The sequence below is a fragment of the Nocardiopsis xinjiangensis YIM 90004 genome (genome assembly GCF_000341145.1).
GTDB classification, from domain to species: domain Bacteria; phylum Actinomycetota; class Actinomycetes; order Streptosporangiales; family Streptosporangiaceae; genus Nocardiopsis; species Nocardiopsis xinjiangensis.
In genome coordinates this window covers 17,326-36,414 of the sequence record NZ_ANBE01000002.1, presented here as the reverse complement: position 1 = coordinate 36,414, position 19,089 = coordinate 17,326, and the positions used below count along the sequence as shown (strand labels likewise).

Below are 19,089 nucleotides of genomic sequence, written 5' to 3'. Positions count from 1 at the left end.
TCTTGTCAGCGGTTCACATACGGCAGAGCAGGTCCTCGGAGACGATCCGCCCCACTTCGGGGGCGACCTTGACCCCCGTTCCGTTCCAGGGGCGCACGGTCCAGAGCCGATCGTCCCGGGAACGCCGGACGAGTTCGCCGTCGGCCGTGTAGCCGTCGTAGGAACGGACCACATCGATCGTCACAGCGCCTTCCAACCAGGGCAGACGGTGGGTCAACGCTTCGAGGGTCGCACCGGAGTGCTCGGCGTCGGGTTCCGTCCGACGGGTCGGCGGTACGTCCCACACCGGGTGTGGCATCCCGATGAGCGACACCCCGCCCGGAAGGGGTTTGGCGTAGGTCCCCGTGGCCAGGTCGACGAACGTGGCGTGGGAACCGGTCCCGTCGGGACGCCTGACCAGGCTCACCTGGATGGAGCGGGTGCGGAGCGACCGATGGGTGTCGGCCCAGCCGGGGGCCCAGCCGCCGGTCGCCGTCACCACCGCGCCCGCCGAGACGGTGCCCGCGTCGGTGTTCAGCTCGATCCCGTGCCGAAGGCTNCCTCCCCCCGCCACTCGCGGAGGGCAGACGTACCCCGCTCCCGGCTCGGCCACGGCCACGTCGCCGGCCAGGCGGACGCCCATGTACTCCGTCTCGGCCTCCAGCAGGAGTGTCTGCGTGCCAGGCATCCGGCATACGGTCTCCCGCAGATCCGGCGCGGATTCGGTCCGGGCGACGGACAACGCGCCCGCCCTGACCAACGGAGCCCTGCCCGTGGGCCAGGCGTCGGGGTCCGCGTAGGTAGCCAGGCCGGCCGAGGCGAGCCCGGCGACGACAGGATCCGGATCATAGGCGCGGACCATGCCGCCCGAGGCGTGCGTGGAACCGGCGGCGACGCTGCCCGCCTGGTCCACGAAGGCGACATCTGCCCCTTCGAGGGCGAGGTGGTGGCCGATGGATGCGCCGATGATCCCGGTGCCCACCACCACGACGTCCGCGGTGGTGGGCAGATGTGCGTTCCGGGTCACAGGGCCGGTCCGAACCACTCGTCCGGCCGTCGGCACGTGGTTCCGGTCGGGAGGAAGGACCAGACCTGTTCGCGCACCGGGTGGCCCGATCCCCCCAACCACTCCCAGACGCCCTCTGCGAGGGAGGGGACGACGGGCCAGGCGAGCGAGGCGAAGACCTTGGCCGCCAGGTATTCCAGGGCCGCACTCGTGCGTGCTTCCTCCTGCTGCGAAGGCACACGGCGCAGAGCCCGCTCCGCACCCCGGAATTCCTGGGCCCGGGCCAGGAACGAGTCGAGGAGCCCGATGTAGGCCCGTGCACTGAAGGACGCCGGGATCAGTGTCCCGTCCTGTTGTTCGGTCACGGAGTCCAGATACCGGTAGAACTCGCGGTGTGTGTCCGTCCACGCACCGGTGCCCGGCACCTTGCCGCTGAATTCGTCGACCAGCTCTCCGAAGCCGCGCAACCAGGTGCCCGCCGTCCGGAGGAGGGGATCCTCTCCCAAGAGGCCGGCATCCTCGGAGGGGAGGTCCGTGACCCTGGCTTCAGGGGCGCGGCGCAGGAGCCCCAGGCGGACGGCGTCGCTGCCGGCGGAGGCGAGGGCATCGTCCCCCACACCGCGTGCTCTCGACTGGTCGAGAACTTCTCCCCGTCCAGATGGAGGAACTGGTTGGTGACCAGGTCGGAGGGCAGGAGCTCGGCTTCACCGAGGGCCAGCGCCAAGGCAGGAAGCAGAACCGCGTAGTAGTAAGAGTTGTCATAGCCCAGGAAGAGTGTGACCTCGGCTGGACCGTGCTCGTCACGCTCTTCGCGTACCGCGTCCAGGTAGGTCAGCGAGAGATCGACCCAGGCGTCCATGCGCTGGTTCTCCCCCACATCCGTCCCCCAGTCGCCGTCACGCGTCAGCCGGTAGGGGGCCAACCCCTCGGGCCCGTCCAGCAGGTCGTCCAGGAGGGCACGTGTGTCGGGCGGGACACCCGCCTCCTCGAGGTAGGCGCGCAGAGCGTCGGTGTGGCAGCTCGGGTCCAGCCATGCTGCCCGCTCCTGACGGACCGAGGCCGCGCCACCGCAGGACTCGCAGTGGGCCTCGACCAGTTCCCTGGCCTCGTTGGGTCGGCCGCACGCCTCGCAGATCTCGCCGCTGCCCGGGGCACGGCACGTCGGGCACTCGCCCGAGATGAACGCCTGATGCAGTGAGACTTCGCAAGCAGGGCAGTACGCCGACTCACGCTCACACCACGTCACGGAAGGGGACTCGAGAACGCGGTGGAACAGTTTCCGCACCCGCTCCGTCCGGACCGCATCGGCCACCGGGGCGGTGAAGCGGTCGGGGCTGATCTCCGCTCCGCTCAGGGTCTTGATGATCCTCGTCCGCCAAGCGGCCGCCAGGTCGGCGGGCTCGATCCTCTCCTTCTCCGCGTTGCGGGCGACATGGGACTGGTGGTCGTCCGTACCGGTCAGGTAGCGGGCATGCCGTTCCATGGACCGAAGCGCACGCGCGTACATGTCGGCGCGTACGTACGGACCGGACAGGTGCCCGAGGTGGAGACCTCCGTTCGGGGTGACGGGAGGGCAGCACACCAAGGCCCGTTCAGGGAGTTTGGCCCGGACCTTGTTGGTCTCGAGCGCCTTCGCCACGGACGAGGCGTTCTCCCAGAAGATCGAGACGATGTCGTACGACTCATCGGACTCGTTGCGAATCTCGTGGAAACCGAACGGTTCGAGGTGCACCACGTCCCCCGCTCTGGTCAGGCGCTCCTCCCCGTCCAGGCAGACGATGGCCCCTCCTTGCAGGACGAGGAAGATCTCGTCGTCCTGGTGGGCGTGGCGCTTGGAGACCGTGTGTGCCGGCACACTGCCGAACACGGATCCGAAGGGGAGCCCGTGAACGGTCTCAGAATCCAGCATCGGCTGAAGGTACATCTCGTAGGACCAGGTCATCGAATCCCGGTCGAACCTGCGCGTGATCATCCGAAAACTCCGTGCTCGAGAGAGGAGATGGGAGGTGATGCGGGTGTGAGACGAGTGCCGTCGGTTCACGGACGTGCCCGGCTCTTCTTGACCGTTTCCATCGGCTCGCCCTGCGGTGAAAAAGGGTGGCGAAAGTCGAAAGCTCGGTGCGTGGGACCGTTGTCGTGCAGTAGCTCCAGCCGCACGGAGGCGTCCTTCCACGTGGGGGTCTCCTCCTCAGCGACCCACCAGAGGGCGTAAGAGGGCCATTCGGGACGGACGAACCAGTCGTGCCGTTGGCGAAGCGCCGACTTGTGCAGGGGAGCGGTGTAGACGAAGGCGTGCACGGACTCCAGGTCCTTCCAGAGCGAGAGGGTCGAGGCGCGGCGGTCGGTCTCCTCCGTGCGCCCCCACACGTAGAACCGGGGCACGTCGAACTCTCCCCAAGGACCGTAGTCCTTGCCGAAGTTCGTGTTCTGATCGTCGTCGTTCGGGCTGATGGCCCGGGAGAGGAAACCGGGGTGGCGCTCGGCCTCCTCGAAGGTGGGGCCGGTCAGGTCCTCGAACCCCTTGGTGACAGCGGAACCGTAGGGTTCCTTCATGACCGCGAAGGTGGTGAAGGCCAGGCGGAAGGATGTGGTCACTTGTGTTCTCCGTTCTGGGGCATCGGGTCGGATTCCGGGTGTGACAGGGCCGTCCCGCGGTCGACGGCGAGTGGCAGCAACCAGAAGAAGAGGGCCGCGACCAGACATCCCAGGACGCCGCTGACCAGCCAGGGGACCTGTGGTCCCAGCCCGTACAGGAAGACCCCGAGCGCGGGGCCGGCTGACATCCCCGTCATCTGGCAGAAGCCCAGGAAAGCTTGGTAACGGGCACCGGCGCCGGCCGGTGCCGCGTTGCTGGCTGTGGCGGCGGCCACGGGGGAAATCAGGATCTCGCCCAGGGTCCAGAAGAGGACACCGATGATGAGCACGGCCCAACCGAGGCCGAGGGCGTTGATCAAGAAGCCGCCGAAGACGCAAACTGCTCCGGCAACAATGGGCACCCGCACGGGCAGTCGCTGCACGCCCATGGCGATCGGAACCTCGAACACGATGACGAACACGGCGTTCAACGACAGCAGTGCCCCGAACACACTGGTGCTGAAGCCGGCGTCGGTGATCGCCAACGGGAACGGTCCCGTGTGCTGGGCGTAGACGAGCGACGTCACGCCGAACAACACGCACACCACCACGAAATACGGGTTCGCCAGGAGCCCGGGCCCCTGGCTCCGACGGCCGTGCGTCGACCTGGCAGCGGCGGGGGGCACCGAGCTCCCGGTGGACTTCGGGAGCATCGAGAACAACAGGAGCGAGGACAGGGCCGAGACCACCGCGTTGCCGATGAGCAGGGTGCTCATGTGCTCGGCCGCCCACAGGCCTCCGAGCAGGGACCCGCCCGCCACCCCGATGTTGAGGGCCACCCGGTACAAGGCGAAGTTCGGGACCCTGCACTCAGGAGGGGATGCCTCACCGACGATCGCCTGGGCGACTGGAGTGTACGCCTGCAACGAGGCGTTCATCGCACCGGCCAGGACGAGAGTTGTCACGTACTCCTGAACGTTCACCAGGGACAGCGAGAGTACGGCCGAGAGCGCCGTGGCGGCCGCGACCGTGCCCTTGGCTCCGAACCGGTCGGCGAGGATGCCCGACACCCCGGCTCCCGCCGCGCCGCAGACGGCGACCACGGCCAGACCGAAGGTGATCTCGTTGGCGTCGTAGCCCCGATCGGCCAGAACCAGCGTCAGAAAGATCGCGAAGAATCCACCGACACGGTTCAGGAAGACACTGAACGTCACGACGACGACGGGGAGGGGGAGGGGAAGGAACCCCTTGAGCCCGGATCGCCCCGCCCCCGTCCCGGACGGTTGTCTTGGGTCGGTATTTCTCATGTCGCGGCCTTCAGGGGGACGTGGTCGAGCGTGACGAGGCCTTCGACGAGTTCCAGACGTTCAGTGCATTCCCCGGGCGAAGCACCTTCGACGATCGCGTATCCGTATCGGGCGACGGTGTCCTCGGGGGGACAGAAGAGCTCAGCCCCCGGGGCGGCCAGGGGTGCTGCTTCGACCACACCCGGGAAATCGCTCCGGTCCGCGATCCTCACCTCTCGGACCAGACTCGGTTCGGTCGGGGCGTAGAAGCGGATGCCCATGGTTCTCGACAGGGTCCTGCGTACGGTCGGGGCCCGGCCCGTCACCACGTCGACGGCTGCCAGGCAGGCGTCGACGCCGGTCGCGAGTCTGCACACGTAAGGGAGCAGGTCGCCCCCGGGGCGGCCGTTGATCTCGACGATGACCGGACCGTTCGGCGTCAGTTTGATCTCGGAGTGCGTCGCCCCATGAGAGATGCCGAGTGCGCCGTGGGCCTTCTCGAGCATCGAGCGGATCGTCTCGTTCGACACGAGCGGGTCGTCCGCGGTCACGACATGTCCCACTTCGGTGAAGAACGGTTCGGGTCCGACCTTCTTGTGCGCTACGAAGAGCGGGATGTACTCGCCCTCGAACACGACGCCGTCGATACTCACTTCCGGCCCGGACAAGTACTCTTCGACCATGTAGTCGTCGGGTACCTCCACCCCCGGGTATCCCGCCCGCGACGAAGCTTCGAAGGCCTGTTCCATCTCGGAAGGTTCCCGGACGAGGACCACCCCTTGGCTCGCCCCGAGAGTGCGCGGCTTGAGCACGACCGGAAAACCGAATCGTTCTGCCGCGGACAAGGCCTCCTGCCAAGTGCGTGCGGTGGTGAATCCGGGTTGGGCGATCCCTTCTGCGGTGAGGAGGGCACGGGAGAGCTTCTTGTCACGGCAATTGCGTGCCGAGTCCGCGGAAAGGCCCAGGGCACCCAGGGCGTCGGTGACCCGCGCCGCCGCTTCCAAGCTCCCTTCGTCAGGACACAGGACCCCTACGATCGTGTAGGAGGCCGAGAGCCGGTTCGCCTCCGTGATCAGGGCTTCGGGAGACTGGCAATCCACGACCGTGGACCCGACCGTGTACTGCTCTTGCCACGTCGGCTCGTAGGAGTCGAACAGCCAGACCGGGAAGCGCTCGGCGGCGGCCGCGAGGAGGGGCTCGCGGTACGGTCGGCTGTCTCTGTCCTTCTGGCTGCCGACACCGATGGCCAGGATGATGTTCCTGCCCTGGGAAGGGCTACTCACTGTGGCTCGTTCCTCTCAGGTGGTGGCGGTCATATCGGAGCGCAGGGCTTTGGTGAGAGCGGTGAGGATCGTTTGTGAACGCAGGGAGAGCAGGCTGAACGAACCGGCGTCCCCGATGCCGTGCGTGTACTCGCACAAGCCGTTGAGGAACAAGGGAGGGAGGTCGGTGTCCCGGCGCTCCACCGCGTAGTCGGGGCCGACCTGGAGGAGCTCGTGGCTGTCGAACTCGAGCCGGTCGGTGATCTCTGCGAGCAGGGGAGGGAAGGGCTCCTGCTGGGAGCCGGGCCCCAAGTCGCGAAAACCGGTGGCGACCACGACCATGTCGAACTCGTCGGTCTCGGTCTCTCCCGTCACCACCTCTCGGATGCCGAGGGAGATACGGTCCTCGCCCTCCTTCAGCGTGTCCACGACACGGTTGCCGTCGACGAAGGTCCGCTGCTCCCCGTCGAGCCGCTGCTCGTGGATGAGCATGTACAGCTCGTCCAGGACGTCCTCGTCCACCGAGGAGTAGTTGGTAGCACGCATGTAGGTGTCCAACTGCCGGCGTGCCGTGGGGGAGGCCTCGTTGTAGTAGCGCGTGAACGCGGGGAAGTACCCCTCGTCGCTGAACGGGCTGGTGTCCTTCAACCGTAGGCTGTAGGAACGGACGAGGTTCCGGACACGGGCGCCCGGAAAACGCTTGGTGAGATCGAGTGTGAGTTCGGCGGCGCTCTGGCTGCCACCGATGACGGCCACGGACGCGGGCGGGCCCGTTTCCGACAGCTCTGCCACTCGGGGCAGGTAGTCGTTGAGGTGGAAGACCCTGCGATCGACCGCTTCGGAGAAGGGGGCGGGAACGTGGGGGGTCCGGCCCGTGCCCAGAACGAGCGCGCGCGCACGGTGACGCCCTCCATCGGAGGTCTCGACCTCGTACACGAGGGCGCCGTCCACAGCGGTGGTCGACACCCGGGTGCAGTACGTTCCGTAGTCGACCACGTGGTCGAAATGCTGCGCGACCCAGGATATGTATTTGGCGTACTCTTTCCTCAGAGGGTACCTTCCGGGAAGGTTGAGGAATTCAACGAGGCCGTCGACTTCGAAGGGATAGTTGACGAAAGAGAATCTACTCCTGGGGTTCCGCAGGGAAACGAGGTCTCGGATCGGGTTGTTCTGGATATCAGAGCCATCCAGCAGCATTCCCGATTGCCAAGAATTGCTTTCCTTGGCTTCCAGGAATTTCATGGTTGTTTCAGGGGGCTGCTCGGCGAGGGCGATGGCCAGAGATAAGTTTCCGGGGCCGAGCCCGATTCCTAATACATCGTGTATCTGCACGAAATTGTCCTTTTGTTGTTCCTGTGTTGCCGAGAGGTGTGGGAAATAATTCTTCCCGTCGGGTCAGGTTCGCTGTCCGAGATCGATCCGAAGGAACCTCGGACCTTCGGTCGAGGGTGTCCAGGGCAGATCGGAAGCCTCTGCTGGTACGTCGGTCACGAGCAGTGGGAGCCCGTGTGCTCCGGCGAAGGTCCGGTAGGCGTGCAGGGCTGTTCTTCCAGGGGGATCCGCGGGTGCTTCGACGTGTCGGAAGCCCGATTCGGCCATGATCTCGGAGAACCGCTCGAGCAGCCCGACCGAGACGTCGATCTCCTGAGCCGGGAGGAACCGGTCCACGATGCACAGGTCCCCGTATACGGGGGAGGGGTGGCCGAGAATGAAAGATCTGATCTCCCCGGAGGGGAGTTTGTCGGCCACCGAAGTCCTCCAGAAATCACGGCACCACGGGGTGAAGTTTCCGGGCCTGGTGGTCGGGTCCGATGAAGACATACAGCGCCAGAGCGCAGTTCTGTCTCTCAGTGTAAGTCGCTGTATGCGGTGGCCCGTTTGCGGTGAGTTCATTGGCTTCCATTCGCTGAACCAGCCCATGTGAGTGCCAGAATTTCTGTCTTTGGAACCACCAAGAAGATGCTAGCAGCCGCCGGCCCGGGAGAGTAGGAAATATTTCGGTGGGCAAGGTCGAGGGTGGCCTGGGGGGAGTTGATTTGCTATCATGGCGAATAAAGCATGAATAAAGGAAGGAAAAGTTCAGGTTTCCTGGTTTCGGGTGGTGGTCGGCGAGGAGGGCAGGGCAGATCCCCCGCAGTCGTTCAGCTTCTTCGAGTTCCTCGGCGTGCGTGTGTCCGATTGCGGACACGCGGGGACGGCGCCACGGCCCTGTACCGTGCCCTGCCGAAGGGAGATGCGCCGGCAGGCTTTCGGCTCCGGCATGCCCGGGGCCTGGCCGACCTCCACCCGCTCGGCGTGCCGCGGAAGGTCTGGCCATGCGTGAGCGCGTGCCCCACTGACAGGCGAAGGCCCGGCGGTTCCGTGTCCGCCGGGCCTTGGCATGCCACCCGTTCACGACAGCGCGACCATCTCCGTTCGGAGGGTGCGGAGCGTGGACACGAGCAGGCGGGAGACGTGCATCTGTGAGCACCCCACCTCCTCGGCGATCTGTCCCTGGGTCCACTCGTCGAAGAACCGGCGTTTGAGGATCAGCCGTTCCCGGGGCGCGAGCAACGCGCACGCCGTACGCAGCGATTCCCGGTCCACGACCATGTGGAGGTCGTGGTCCTCGCTCCCGATGCGCTCCTCCATCGGGGAGGGGGAGTCCTCGTTGTAGGAACCGAAGGAGAAGGTGTTGTAGGCCTCCGAGGCCAGCAGGATCCTCTCCACCTCTTTGTCCGAGAGCTCCATGGACTGCGCGATCTCGTGGATACTCGGGCTGCGTGCCAGCTGTTGCTCGAGCTCCTGCCGGACCTGGTTCATCCTGGGGCGGCGCGACTGGATCTCCCGCGGGATGTGCACCGCCCACGTGTGGTCACGGAAGTGCCGTTTGATCTCGCCCGTGACGGTGGGCAGGAGATAACTGATGAAGGCCTTGCCCCTCTCGGGGACGTAACCGCGGATCGCCTTCGCCAGCCCCACGTGTGCTGTCTGCCGCAGATCCTCCTCCGGCTCTCCGCGGCCGCTGTAGTGGCGGGCGATCCGGTGCAGGACCGGCCGGTAGTGCTGCATGACCCGTTCGCGGAGCCGTTCCCCCAAGGGGTCGTCCGGCTCCAGTCCCTTCAGTGCTCTCAGCAGTTCCTCGGCGGAGGAATCCGCCGAGGGCTCCCGTGCCGAGGGCGGGTCGTCGACGGTCTCCGCCGCGGGTTCGCGTGCCTGTCGGGGGATGAGCGTGGTCTCCCGCGAAGGTTCCGAGGACCGGGCCTCCACGGACGTGTCTCGGACATCGGATGTGGTGTGCACAGTCAAGAGGAGCCTCCTCACCGTCGGGCACGGGAGAGCGTCCTTGCACACGGGGACCGAGGCCGTGGTCGGTGTGTTTCGGCCCATGGTTCCGCGCGGGGGAAGTGCTCTCCACGAAGACGTGCCTGCGTAGGGAGCTGCCCTCCACTGTGACGCCGAAAAGCTCCGTGGTTCAGTCTTGATGGGTTTTTGTCAGAGATTGTCCTCTTCCCAGTAGGCGCTCGCACCGCTGCCACACCGCGTCCACCGTCAGCTCGGCCAGACCCGGGTCCAAGTGTTCGGCATGAGGCTCACCCCGGCGCCCCGACCACAGGCAGGCATGGACATCGGTGTCCACGAGCGGCCCCCACAGGGCCGGGGAGACCGGCCCGTAGAGGCGGACCGACGGGGTGACGTAGGCGGTTGCCACATGCGCCACACCGGTGTCTCCGCACACGAGGAGACGGGCACGGGAGACCAGGTGGAGCAGCAGGCGCAGGCCGGTGCGGCCCGCCACGACCGAACCGGACCACAGGCCGGCCTCCGTGGCGACCCGCTCGGCCAGAGCACGTTCCCCGGAAGAACCGGTCACCAGGACCCTGAACCCCCGGTTCTGGAGACGGCGGGCCACTTGGGCGAACCGCTCGGCCGGCCACCGCCGTGACCCCGAGGCGGCACCGGGATGCACGATCACCGTGTCGTCCCGGTCGCCGACGCCGGCCGGCCGGGTCCAGCGCACGTCCTCGGCGTCGGCGGGAACCCCGTAGTACTCCAGCAGTGCGCACCAGAGCTCGCAATCGTGGACCGCTCCGGGCCACGGCGGCCCCTGGGCCCCGGGTGCGTCCGGGTGTGCGTAGCTCCACAGCTGCCCGGGGCCGAGTGCCTCCACCGCGGCCGTGCTCTGCGGTCCCCGGCCGTGCAGGTTCACCGCGAGCTCCGGGGCAGGTCCCTCCCACTCGGGTGTACGCAGTGCTTCGGTGGGCAGGACCCGCCATCCCAATCCGGCTGATCGCACCAGGTCCCGATACCAGGCCGGCCCGGCCAGCACACGCACGTGATCGGGCAGGGCGCGCTCCAAGGCCCGCAGGGCGGGAACCGCAGTGACGAAGTCCCCCAGCCCCAGTGCGCGTACCGCCAGAAGACGCGGGGAGCGGGTCACCGCAGACATGGTTCCTCCTCGGCTGCAGCGGTCGCTCGTGGAAGGCCTCTGACCGCCGGCCTTCTGAGCCAAACATGGATCGGGTGCGGGAACCGTCCGGGGACGCAGACGAGAGCAGGCAGGTCAGAGGCGACGTTTATCCCACCTGACGCCTGGTAGTCGACTGGACGTGCTCCGAATCGACGCCTTCGTCCGGAGGAGGTTCCATGAGGGTGCTCGGTGTCAACGCGGTCTTCCACGATCCTGCCGCCGCTCTGGTGGTCGACGGCCGGACCGTGGCCGCCGCGGAGGAGGAACGCTTCTCCCGACGCAAGCACGGTAAGGAACCGGTGCCCTTCTCCACGTGGGAACTGCCGGTCGAGGCGATGCGCTGGTGCCTGAGCGAGGCAGGGATCGGCCCCTCCGAGCTCGACGCGGTCACCTACTCCTACGATCCCGCGCTGGCCGTGGAACGGGGGCCCGGACTCGACCCGGCCTGGGAGGGGCTGCGGAAGACCTACGTCGAGCGGGCCCCGCACTTCCTCGCCACCGCTCTGCCCGGCCTGGACCCGGAGCGGGTCCTGCACATGCCGCACCACGTCGCACACGCCGCATCCGCGGCGCTGGCGGCACCGGGGGCCGAGGGCGGACGCGCCGTTCTCGCCGCCGACGGCCGCGGCGAGAACACCTCGCACCTGGCGGGTTCCTACTCGGAGGACGGGCAGCTGGAGGTCCTCGCACGCCAAGGACTCCCCGAATCGCTGGGCCTGGTCTACGAAGAACTCACCGAACACCTCGGCTTCCGGCGCTCGAGCGACGAGTACAAGGTCATGGCGCTGGCCTCCTACGGGGAACCGACGATGGTCGACCGGCTGAGCGACAGGATCGCCCACCGCGGAGACGGACTGATCGTGGCCTCGCAGGTCGACTGGGCGGCCCTCGCCCCGGCCAGGGAACCCGGTACCGAGCCCACGCGCCTGCACGCCGACCTCGCGGCGAGCGTGCAGCAACGGTTGGAGGAGGTCCTTCTCGACCTCCTGGGCTGGCTCCACGAACGGACCGGGCAACGCAGCCTGGCGATGGCGGGAGGTATCGCCCTGAACTGCGTCGCCAACAGCCGGATCGTCCGGGAGAGCCCGTTCGAGGACGTGTGGGTCCAGCCCGCCGCCGGGGACGCGGGCACGGCCCTGGGCGGTGCGCTGCAGACGGCGGCCGACCTCGGTGACAAGGTCGAGCCCATGTCCGGCGCCGACCTGGGGCGCGGTTGGTCGGACGAGGAACTGGCCGCGATCCTCGCCGACGCGGAGGTGGAGTACGAGCGCCCCGTCGACCTCGCCGCGGAGGTCGCCCGGGCGCTCCGGGAGAACGCTCTCGTGGCGTGGTTCCAGGGACGGTCCGAGTTCGGGCCCCGGGCGCTGGGCCACCGTTCCTTGCTCGCCGACCCGTCCGACGCCGACAACCTCGAACGGCTCAACCGGGTCAAGGGCCGTGAACAGTTCCGTCCCGTGGCCCCGATGGTTCCGGCCGAACGGGCCGCAGAGCTCTTCTCCGGCGGGCCCCTGCCCAGTCCCTACATGCTGTTCGTCCACGACGTCGCTCCGCAATGGCGGGACCGGATCCCCGCCGTGGTCCACGTGGACGGCACCGCGCGAGTGCAGACCGTCGACCCCGAGAACGACCCGCTCACAGCCCGCCTGCTGTCGGAGTTCGAAACGCTGACCGGTGTGCCCGTCCTGATCAACACCAGCCTCAACACGGCCGGTCGGCCCATGGTGGACTCACCGAGGGACGCGTTGGAGTGCTTCGGTTCCGCACCGGTGGACGTCCTGGCCCTGGGCCCCTATCTCGTGCGGCGTTCCGAGAAGGGGCGGACATGAGCAGNCCCCCCCCCCCCCCCCGCCGAGATCGTCGTGGTCGACGACCGGCCCCTCGGAGAACGGGACACACCACTGCCCGGGCTCGGTGACCGGCTCGGCGTGCGGATCCTGTATACGGGCGGCAGAGGGCCCGCGACCGCGCGGCAGGCCGGGTGGCACTCCTGTGCTGCGCCGTGGATCGTCTTCCTGGACGACGACGTGCGGCCGCCCGCTGACTGGCCCGAGCGGCTGTGCGCGGACCTGGCGGCCCTTCCCGAGGAGGCCGCGGGCAGCCAGGGCCGGATCGTCGTACCGCGTCCGCACGGACGCCGCCCCACGGACGCCGAACGGGCCACGATCGCCCTGGAGGGCGCCCTGTGGATCACCGCCGACCTGGCGGTGCGCAGGCGGGCCCTGGAACGGGTCGGCGGGTTCGACACCCGCTTCCCCCGGGCCTACCGGGAGGACACCGATCTCGCCCTGCGGATGGAGGACGCCGGCCTCTCGCTGCACAGGGGAGACCGGGTGTGCGTCCATCCCCTGAGGGACGGCGGGCGCCGCGCGAGCCTGCGGGCCCAGCGCGGCAACGCGGACAACGCCCTCATGCGGCGGTTGCACGGACGCTCCTGGCGCGAACGGGTCGCCGAACCGCCCGGCAGTCTGCGCTCACACCTGTTCACGACCGCAGCGGCCGCCACCGCCGTGCTCGCGGCGGCCACCGGGCGGCGTGGGACGGCCGCCGTGTCAGCCGCCGTGTGGGCGCTGTCGACCGCCCGGTTCGCGCTGGCACGTATGCGTTCCGGTCCGGCCGAGCCCGCCGAATGGGCCGACATGGCGCTCACGAGTGTGCTCATTCCGCCCCTGGCATGCCTGCACCGGTTGCGCGGCGAGCTCCGGCACACCGGCGCCCGGCCCGCGCCGGGCGTGCGCGCGGTGCTCTTCGACCGGGACGGCACGCTCGTGGAGGACGTGCCCTACAACGGAGACCCCGACAAGGTCGTCGCGCGCCCCGGCGCGGCCGAAGCCGTCGCCCTCGCCCGCGAACACGGGCTCCGGGCCGGGATGGTGACCAACCAGTCCGGGATCGGCCGCGGCACCCTCACCGAACGGGAGGTGACCGAGGTCAACCGGCGGGTCGAGGAGCTGCTCGGCCCCTTCGACCTGTGGCGGATCTGCCCGCACGCCCCGGAGGAGGACTGCACCTGCCGCAAACCACTGCCGGGGCTGGTGCTCAGTGCCGCCGAGGGGCTCGGAGTACACCCCTCCGAGTGCGCGGTGATCGGCGACATCGGGCCCGACACCGACTCCGCGGCCGCCGCAGGAGCACGGGGAATCCTCGTGCCCACACCGGTGACCCTCGACGAAGAACTGCGCCGGGCCCCGGAGGTCGAGCACGACCTGCCCTCCGCGGTGCGCAGGATCGTGGGAGGTGAAGGGGCATGACCACACGCACGGTCCTGGTGGCACGCATGGACAGCATGGGCGACGTCCTGCTGTCCGGCCCTGCCGTGCGGGCGGTCGCCCGCAGTGCCGACCGTGTGGTCGTGCTGGCCGGGCCCCAGGGCGAGGCGGCGGCGCGCCTGCTCCCCGGAGTGGACGGTGTCCTCACCTGGTGCGCGCCGTGGATCTCCCCGCAACCGCCCCGGGTCGAGCGCGAGGACGTCGAGGAGCTGATGGCGGCGATCACCGCGACGGGCGCGGACGAGGCCGTCGTCCTCACCTCCTTCCACCAGTCGCCGCTCCCGCTGGCCCTGCTGCTCAGGATGGCGGGCGTGGGACGGATCTCGGCGATCAGCGACGACTACCCGGGAAGCCTGTTGGACGTGCGCCACCGGGTCCCCCGAGGGATGCCCGAGGCCGAGCGCGCCCTCTCGCTCGCCGGGGCCGCCGGATTCCCGCCCGGCCCCGAGGACACCGGACGCCTGGACCTGCGGCGCCCCCTGCCCGACACCCGGGCCCTGGTGGGAACCGGCACCTACACCGTCGTCCACGTCGGCGCCGATGCTCCCGCCCGCGAACTCCCCGACGCCCTGGGCACCGACGTGGTCGCCGAGCTCGGCGCCCGGGGGCACCGCGTCGTCGTGACCGGCACCGACCGCGCCAAGGCAGGGGAGGTCGGGGGCGAGCACGGCCTCAATCTGGCCGGCCGCACCACCACGGCCGAACTCGCCGACGTGCTCCGCAGGGCCCGTGTGGTCACCGCCGGCAACACCGGACCGGCACACCTGGCCGCCGCCGTGGGCACCCCGGTCGTGTCGCTCTTCTCCCCCGTCGTTCCGGCCTCGGCCTGGGCCCCCTACGGGGTCGCCCACCGGCTTCTGGGCGCCCAGGACGCCCCGTGCGCCGGCACACGGGCGCGCCGGTGCCCGGTTCCGGGCCATCCCTGCCTCAACGACGTGACCGCCGGGCAGGTCCTGGCCGCCATCGACGAACTGGGGGAGGCGTCATGACCGTGGACACGGGCCGGGCCACCGCCGCGTCCGCGCGGACCGAAGCGCACACGAGAGCGCCCGTCCGCCCCCGCCGCGTGCTCATGTGGCACGTCCACGGGTCGTGGACGACCTCGTTCCTGCACTCGGGCCACACCTGCGTGCTCCCGGTGACACCCGACCGGGGGCCCGACGGGCGCGGGCGGGCCGACACCTGGGACTGGCCGCCCAACGCCGTGGAACTCCCTTGGGATCAGGTACGCGGGGCCGGGATCGACCTGGTGCTGTTGCAGCGCCCCCACGAGATCGGGCTCGCCGAACACCTCCTCGGTGCGGTCCCCGGACGGGACGTGCCCGCGGTCTACGTCGAACACAACACCCCGCGCGGCGGTGTACCCGAGACCCCGCACCCACTCGCCGAACGCTCGGACGTCCCGGTCGTGCACGTGACACACTTCAACGCCCTCTTCTGGGACTGCGGCCGGGCCCCCGTCCACGTCGTCGAACACGGCGTCCCGGACCCGGGCCCCCTGTACACCGGGGACGTGGCACGGGTCGGAGTGGTACTGAACGAACCCCTGCGCCGTCGGCGTTTCACCGGAACGGACCTGCTGCCGGGGTTGGCCGACGAGGTCTCCCTGGACCTGTTCGGCATGGGTGTCGAGGCGGTCCCGCGTCGGCTGGGGATCCCCGAGGCACAGCTGCGCGCCCACGAGGACCTGCCCCAGCACGCCATGCACACCGAACTGGCGCGTCGAAGGGCCTACGTCCACCCGCTGCGCTGGACCTCACTCGGACTCTCCCTCATCGAGGCGATGATGATGGGCCTGCCCGTGGCCGCCGTCGGCGCGACCGAGGCCTACGAGGCCGTCCCGCCGGGCGCCGGTGTGGTCTCCACGAACCCCGCTGTGCTCGCGGAGGAGCTGCGCACCTTCCTGGAGGACCCCGACCACGCGGCCCGTACCGGTGCCGCCGCGCGCGAGGCCGCGCTGGCCCGGTACGGGCTCCCGAGGTTCCTCGACGACTGGGACCGAGTGCTGGAGGAGGTGACACGATGAGGATCGCGATGGTGTCGGAGCATGCCAGTCCACTGGCGCTCATCACCGGGGAGGACGCCGGCGGCCAGAACGTCCACGTGGCGGAACTGGCCACCGCGCTGGCCCGACGCGGACACGACGTCGTCGTCCACACGAGGCGCACCGATCCGACCGCACCCGACACCGTGCTCTTCCGGGACGGTGTCCGGGTCCGGCACCTGAGAGCCGGGCCGGCGGCGCCGCTCGCCAAGGACCTGCTGTTACCCCACATGGGCGAGTTCGAGCGCGAGCTCACCGAGGCGCTCGCGCACGAGCGGCCCGACGTCGTGCACGCACACTTCTGGATGAGCGGGATGGCCGCGACCGGGGCCGGATCCGCGCTCGGGATCCCCGTGTTCCAGACCTTCCACGCGCTGGGGGCGGTCAAGCAGCGTTTCCAGGGCATCGCCGATACGAGCCCTCCGGGGAGGGACCGGATCGAACCGGCCGTGGCACGGGCCTGTGACACGGTCGTGGCGACCTCCGAGGAGGAGAGGAACGAACTCCTCACCTGGGGTGTGGAACCGGAACGGATCGCCGTCGTGCCCTGCGGTGTGGACACCGAGCGTTTCACCCGCTCAGGCCCCGGCGCACGCAGGAACGGGCGGCCGCGTCTGCTCAGCCTGGGGCGGCTCGTTCCCCGCAAGGGGGTCGACACGGTGATCCGGGCCCTGGCCGCGGTGCCCGACGCGGAATTGTTCGTGGTCGGTGGTCCGTGCCCCGACGAGATGACCGACGACCCCGAGGTCCTACGGCTGCGCACGATCGCCCGGCACCTGGGCGTGGCCGACCGAGTGCGTTTCTTCGGATGCGTGGACCGTGAGGAGGTGCCGGCACTCGTCCGCTCCGCGGACCTGTCGGTCAACGTGCCCTGGTACGAGCCGTTCGGTATCTCCACGGTCGAGTCGATGGCCTGCGGGGTACCGGTGATCGCCTCCCGGGTGGGCGGCCACCGCGACACCGTGGTGCACGGGGAGACGGGGCTGCTCGTTCCCGCGCGCAGTCCCGGCCGGCTCGCCGAGAAGATCCGCCGGCTGCTGGCAGAACCCGACACACGCAGGTTCTACTCCGAGGCCTCCGAGAGGCGGGTCCGGGGCCGGTACTCGTGGTCGGAGGTGGCCCGGGCCACCGAACAGTGTTACCGGTCGCAGGCCCGGTGGGCCGTACTTCCCCGCGACCCGGAGCACGAGCGCTTCACGGAGCAGACGGCCGCGACCACGGTCGGAGGGGAAGAGAGCTGATGCACACCCACCTGCGTGAACTGGACGAGGCGTTGCACGGAACCGACGTCGACCGGGTCGAACGCTGGGCCCGGATCGCCGGCCCGGCCCTGGCGGCCGGGCACCGGCTCTTCGCGTGCGGCAACGGTGGCAGCGCCGCCGAGGTCCAGCACCTGACCGCCGAGCTGACGGGACGGTTCGAGACCGAACGGCCACCGATGTCGGCGTTGGCACTGCACGCCGACAGCTCGAGCGTGACCGCCATCGCCAACGACTACGGCTACCAACAGGTCTACGCCCGGCAGCTCCGGGCGCATGCCCGCCACGGAGACCTTCTGGTGTGCATGTCCACCAGCGGCAACAGCGAGAACGTCGTGGAGGCTGCCAAGGCCGCCCGCGAACTGGGTGTCCTGTCCTGGTCCCTGACCGGACCCGGGCCCTGCTCCCTGGAATCGCTGAGTGACGACACGGTCGCCGTGCCGGCCGGGTCCACCTCGACCGTCCAGGAGGTCCACCTGGCGCTGGTCCACGTCTTCTGCGCGGGGGTGGACCGCTGGTCGGAACGGTCGGGCACGGCTCGGGCCGTTCCAGAACAGAGGGGGAGGACATGAGTGGCGGGCGTCTGGTCGTTCTCGGTGACAGCATCCTGGACGTCGACCTGAGAGGGCAGTCCCGTCGGCGGTGCCCCGACGCCCCGGCACCCGTCCTGGACGAACCGGGTCGATGGCACCGCCCCGGCGGGGCCGGCCTGGCCGCGGGGCTCCTGCGCGAGTACAGCGGCGGGTACGTGGGCCTGGTGACGGCCGTCGGCCGGGACGAGGGTGCGGTCGAACTCGCCCGCAGCCTCGGTACGGGCGTGGTGCTCGACGGACTCCCGCTGCGCAGACGCACCCCCACCAAGATCCGGGTGCAGGACGGCGGAGCCACCGTCGCACGGCTCGACGAAGGCTGTGAACAGGTCGTGCCGGAAGTCTCGGCCGATGAGGTGCGCCGCGCCCTGCACGGGGCCGATGCCGTGTTGGTCTCCGACTACGGACTCGGCCTGACCCACAGCAGGGCCGTACGCGAGGTGTTGACCGGGTTCGCCGCGCACACACCGGTCGTGTGGGACCCGCATCCGCGCGGGGCACCGCCGGTGTCAGGGGCCCTCCTGGTCACACCCAACGCGGCCGAGAGCCTGGTTCCCGCGGGGGCGGACACCGCGCACACCCTGCGCAGAGCACGCCGGCTGGCGGACCAGTGGCAGGCCGAGGCGGTCACCGTCACCTTGGGCGAGGGGGGCGGGGTCTGGGCCGACCGGTCGGGCAACGGCGGCGAGGTCCGGGCCGAACGGGTACCGGAACCGGAAGACACCTGCGGTGCCGGGGACGCCTTCGCGGCCGCGTGCACCGTGTTCCTGACCCGGGGGTTCGGCGTCGGGAGCGCCGTCGAGGCCGGCACCTGTGCGGCCGGACGCTTCGTCGCATCCGGCGCCGCCGCCGCGTACGCGGAACCGCGGCGCGAGCGTGGACCGGCCGTGAGCATGCTCAACCCGCCACCCGAGGTGGAGGGGGCCCGACGCGACGGCAAACGCATCGTGGCCACCGGGGGCTGCTTCGATCTGCTGCACGCCGGCCACGTCGACCTGCTGCGCCGGGCCCGGGCCCTCGGAGACCACCTCGTCGTCCTGGTCAACGACGACTCGTCGGTGCGCGGCCTCAAGGGCGAGGAGCGCCCGGTGGTGCCCGAACACGACCGGGCACGCCTGGTGGGCGCGCTCTCCTGCGTGGACACCGTCGTCCTCTTCGGTGAGAGCACCCCGATGAGCATGCTCCGGCGGATCAGGCCGGACGTGTGGATCAAGGGCGGCGATCACGACGCGGACGACCTGCCCGAGGCGTCGATCGTGCGGGCCGCCGGCGGCGAGGTCGTCACACTGCCGCTGCTGCCGGGCCGGTCCACGACCGGCCTCATCGATCATCTGCGGGGCCAGGACGGCCTCCCCGCGACCTGAGACACCGTG

Annotated in this window: 17 protein-coding genes and 1 pseudogene; 8 read left to right on the top strand and 10 right to left on the bottom strand. The window is 69.6% G+C overall.

What is annotated here, in order from left to right:
• Positions 1–13: 13 nt before the first annotated feature.
• The 10 genes from D473_RS0100315 to D473_RS0100275 all read right to left on the bottom strand — a co-directional run bounded on the left by D473_RS0100315 (position 14) and on the right by D473_RS0100275 (position 10,527).
• The gene (locus tag D473_RS0100315) at positions 14–961 is read right to left on the bottom strand and encodes an FAD-dependent oxidoreductase (RefSeq protein ID WP_449406437.1); all 948 of its coding nucleotides are present in this window, start codon (positions 959–961) and stop codon (positions 14–16) included.
• Between the two features lie 41 nt (positions 962–1,002).
• On the bottom strand, positions 1,003–1,350 hold the full coding sequence (locus D473_RS27810) for a hypothetical protein (protein WP_206539004.1): 348 nt from the start codon (positions 1,348–1,350) through the stop codon (positions 1,003–1,005).
• A complete protein-coding gene (locus tag D473_RS25385) occupies positions 1,347–2,957 on the bottom strand; it encodes a class I tRNA ligase family protein (RefSeq protein ID WP_206539003.1) in 1,611 nt (536 codons plus the stop codon). The genes D473_RS27810 and D473_RS25385 overlap by 4 nt, the downstream gene beginning before the upstream one ends.
• 65 nt (positions 2,958–3,022) lie before the next feature.
• Positions 3,023–3,580, bottom strand: a complete 558-nt coding sequence (locus D473_RS0100305; RefSeq protein ID WP_017607094.1) for a DUF3291 domain-containing protein — start codon at positions 3,578–3,580, stop codon at positions 3,023–3,025.
• Positions 3,577–4,773: an MFS transporter gene (locus D473_RS0100300; RefSeq protein WP_017607093.1), complete on the bottom strand. Its 1,197-nt coding sequence runs from the start codon at positions 4,771–4,773 to the stop codon at positions 3,577–3,579. The genes D473_RS0100305 and D473_RS0100300 overlap by 4 nt, the downstream gene beginning before the upstream one ends.
• Before the next feature lie 89 nt (positions 4,774–4,862).
• Positions 4,863–6,128: an ATP-grasp domain-containing protein gene (locus tag D473_RS23870; RefSeq protein ID WP_017607092.1), complete on the bottom strand. Its 1,266-nt coding sequence runs from the start codon at positions 6,126–6,128 to the stop codon at positions 4,863–4,865.
• A 15-nt stretch (positions 6,129–6,143) separates the two neighbouring features.
• Positions 6,144–7,439: a lysine N(6)-hydroxylase/L-ornithine N(5)-oxygenase family protein gene (locus tag D473_RS0100290; protein ID WP_033352340.1), complete on the bottom strand. Its 1,296-nt coding sequence runs from the start codon at positions 7,437–7,439 to the stop codon at positions 6,144–6,146.
• Positions 7,440–7,502: 63 nt separating this feature from the next.
• On the bottom strand, positions 7,503–7,856 hold the full coding sequence (locus tag D473_RS0100285) for a hypothetical protein (protein WP_017607090.1): 354 nt from the start codon (positions 7,854–7,856) through the stop codon (positions 7,503–7,505).
• Between the two features lie 642 nt (positions 7,857–8,498).
• A complete protein-coding gene (locus D473_RS0100280; protein WP_017607089.1) occupies positions 8,499–9,395 on the bottom strand; it encodes a SigB/SigF/SigG family RNA polymerase sigma factor in 897 nt (298 codons plus the stop codon).
• Positions 9,396–9,561: 166 nt separating this feature from the next.
• Positions 9,562–10,527 carry a glycosyltransferase family 9 protein gene (locus D473_RS0100275; protein ID WP_017607088.1) on the bottom strand — a complete coding sequence of 322 codons (966 nt, stop codon included), beginning with the start codon at positions 10,525–10,527 and terminating at the stop codon, positions 9,562–9,564.
• Positions 10,528–10,733: 206 nt separating this feature from the next.
• Between D473_RS0100275 and D473_RS0100270 the strand changes: the two genes are divergently transcribed.
• The 8 genes and pseudogenes from D473_RS0100270 to D473_RS0100240 all read left to right on the top strand — a co-directional run bounded on the left by D473_RS0100270 (position 10,734) and on the right by D473_RS0100240 (position 19,080).
• Positions 10,734–12,383: a carbamoyltransferase family protein gene (locus D473_RS0100270; protein WP_017607087.1), complete on the top strand. Its 1,650-nt coding sequence runs from the start codon at positions 10,734–10,736 to the stop codon at positions 12,381–12,383.
• 24 nt (positions 12,384–12,407) lie between these two features.
• A pseudogene (locus D473_RS28480) lies at positions 12,408–12,866 on the top strand (glycosyltransferase family 2 protein); the annotation flags it as partial.
• Complete coding sequence (locus D473_RS28300; RefSeq protein ID WP_394296754.1) at positions 12,849–13,805, top strand: D-glycero-alpha-D-manno-heptose-1,7-bisphosphate 7-phosphatase; 957 nt, start codon at positions 12,849–12,851, stop codon at positions 13,803–13,805. The pseudogene D473_RS28480 and the gene D473_RS28300, both read left to right, overlap by 18 nt.
• Positions 13,802–14,812, top strand: coding sequence for a glycosyltransferase family 9 protein (locus D473_RS0100260; RefSeq protein WP_017607085.1), 1,011 nt, complete (start codon positions 13,802–13,804; stop codon positions 14,810–14,812). Before D473_RS28300 ends, D473_RS0100260 begins: the two co-directional genes overlap by 4 nt.
• A complete protein-coding gene (locus D473_RS0100255; protein WP_017607084.1) occupies positions 14,809–15,849 on the top strand; it encodes a glycosyltransferase in 1,041 nt (346 codons plus the stop codon). The genes D473_RS0100260 and D473_RS0100255 overlap by 4 nt, the downstream gene beginning before the upstream one ends.
• Complete coding sequence (locus D473_RS0100250) at positions 15,846–17,108, top strand: glycosyltransferase (protein WP_017607083.1); 1,263 nt, start codon at positions 15,846–15,848, stop codon at positions 17,106–17,108. Before D473_RS0100255 ends, D473_RS0100250 begins: the two co-directional genes overlap by 4 nt.
• Positions 17,108–17,698 (top strand): D-sedoheptulose-7-phosphate isomerase, encoded by a 591-nt coding sequence (locus D473_RS0100245; RefSeq protein ID WP_017607082.1) that lies wholly within the window; start codon positions 17,108–17,110, stop codon positions 17,696–17,698. The genes D473_RS0100250 and D473_RS0100245 overlap by 1 nt, the downstream gene beginning before the upstream one ends.
• Positions 17,695–19,080, top strand: coding sequence for a PfkB family carbohydrate kinase (locus D473_RS0100240; protein ID WP_017607081.1), 1,386 nt, complete (start codon positions 17,695–17,697; stop codon positions 19,078–19,080). The genes D473_RS0100245 and D473_RS0100240 overlap by 4 nt, the downstream gene beginning before the upstream one ends.
• Positions 19,081–19,089: the final 9 nt, after the last annotated feature.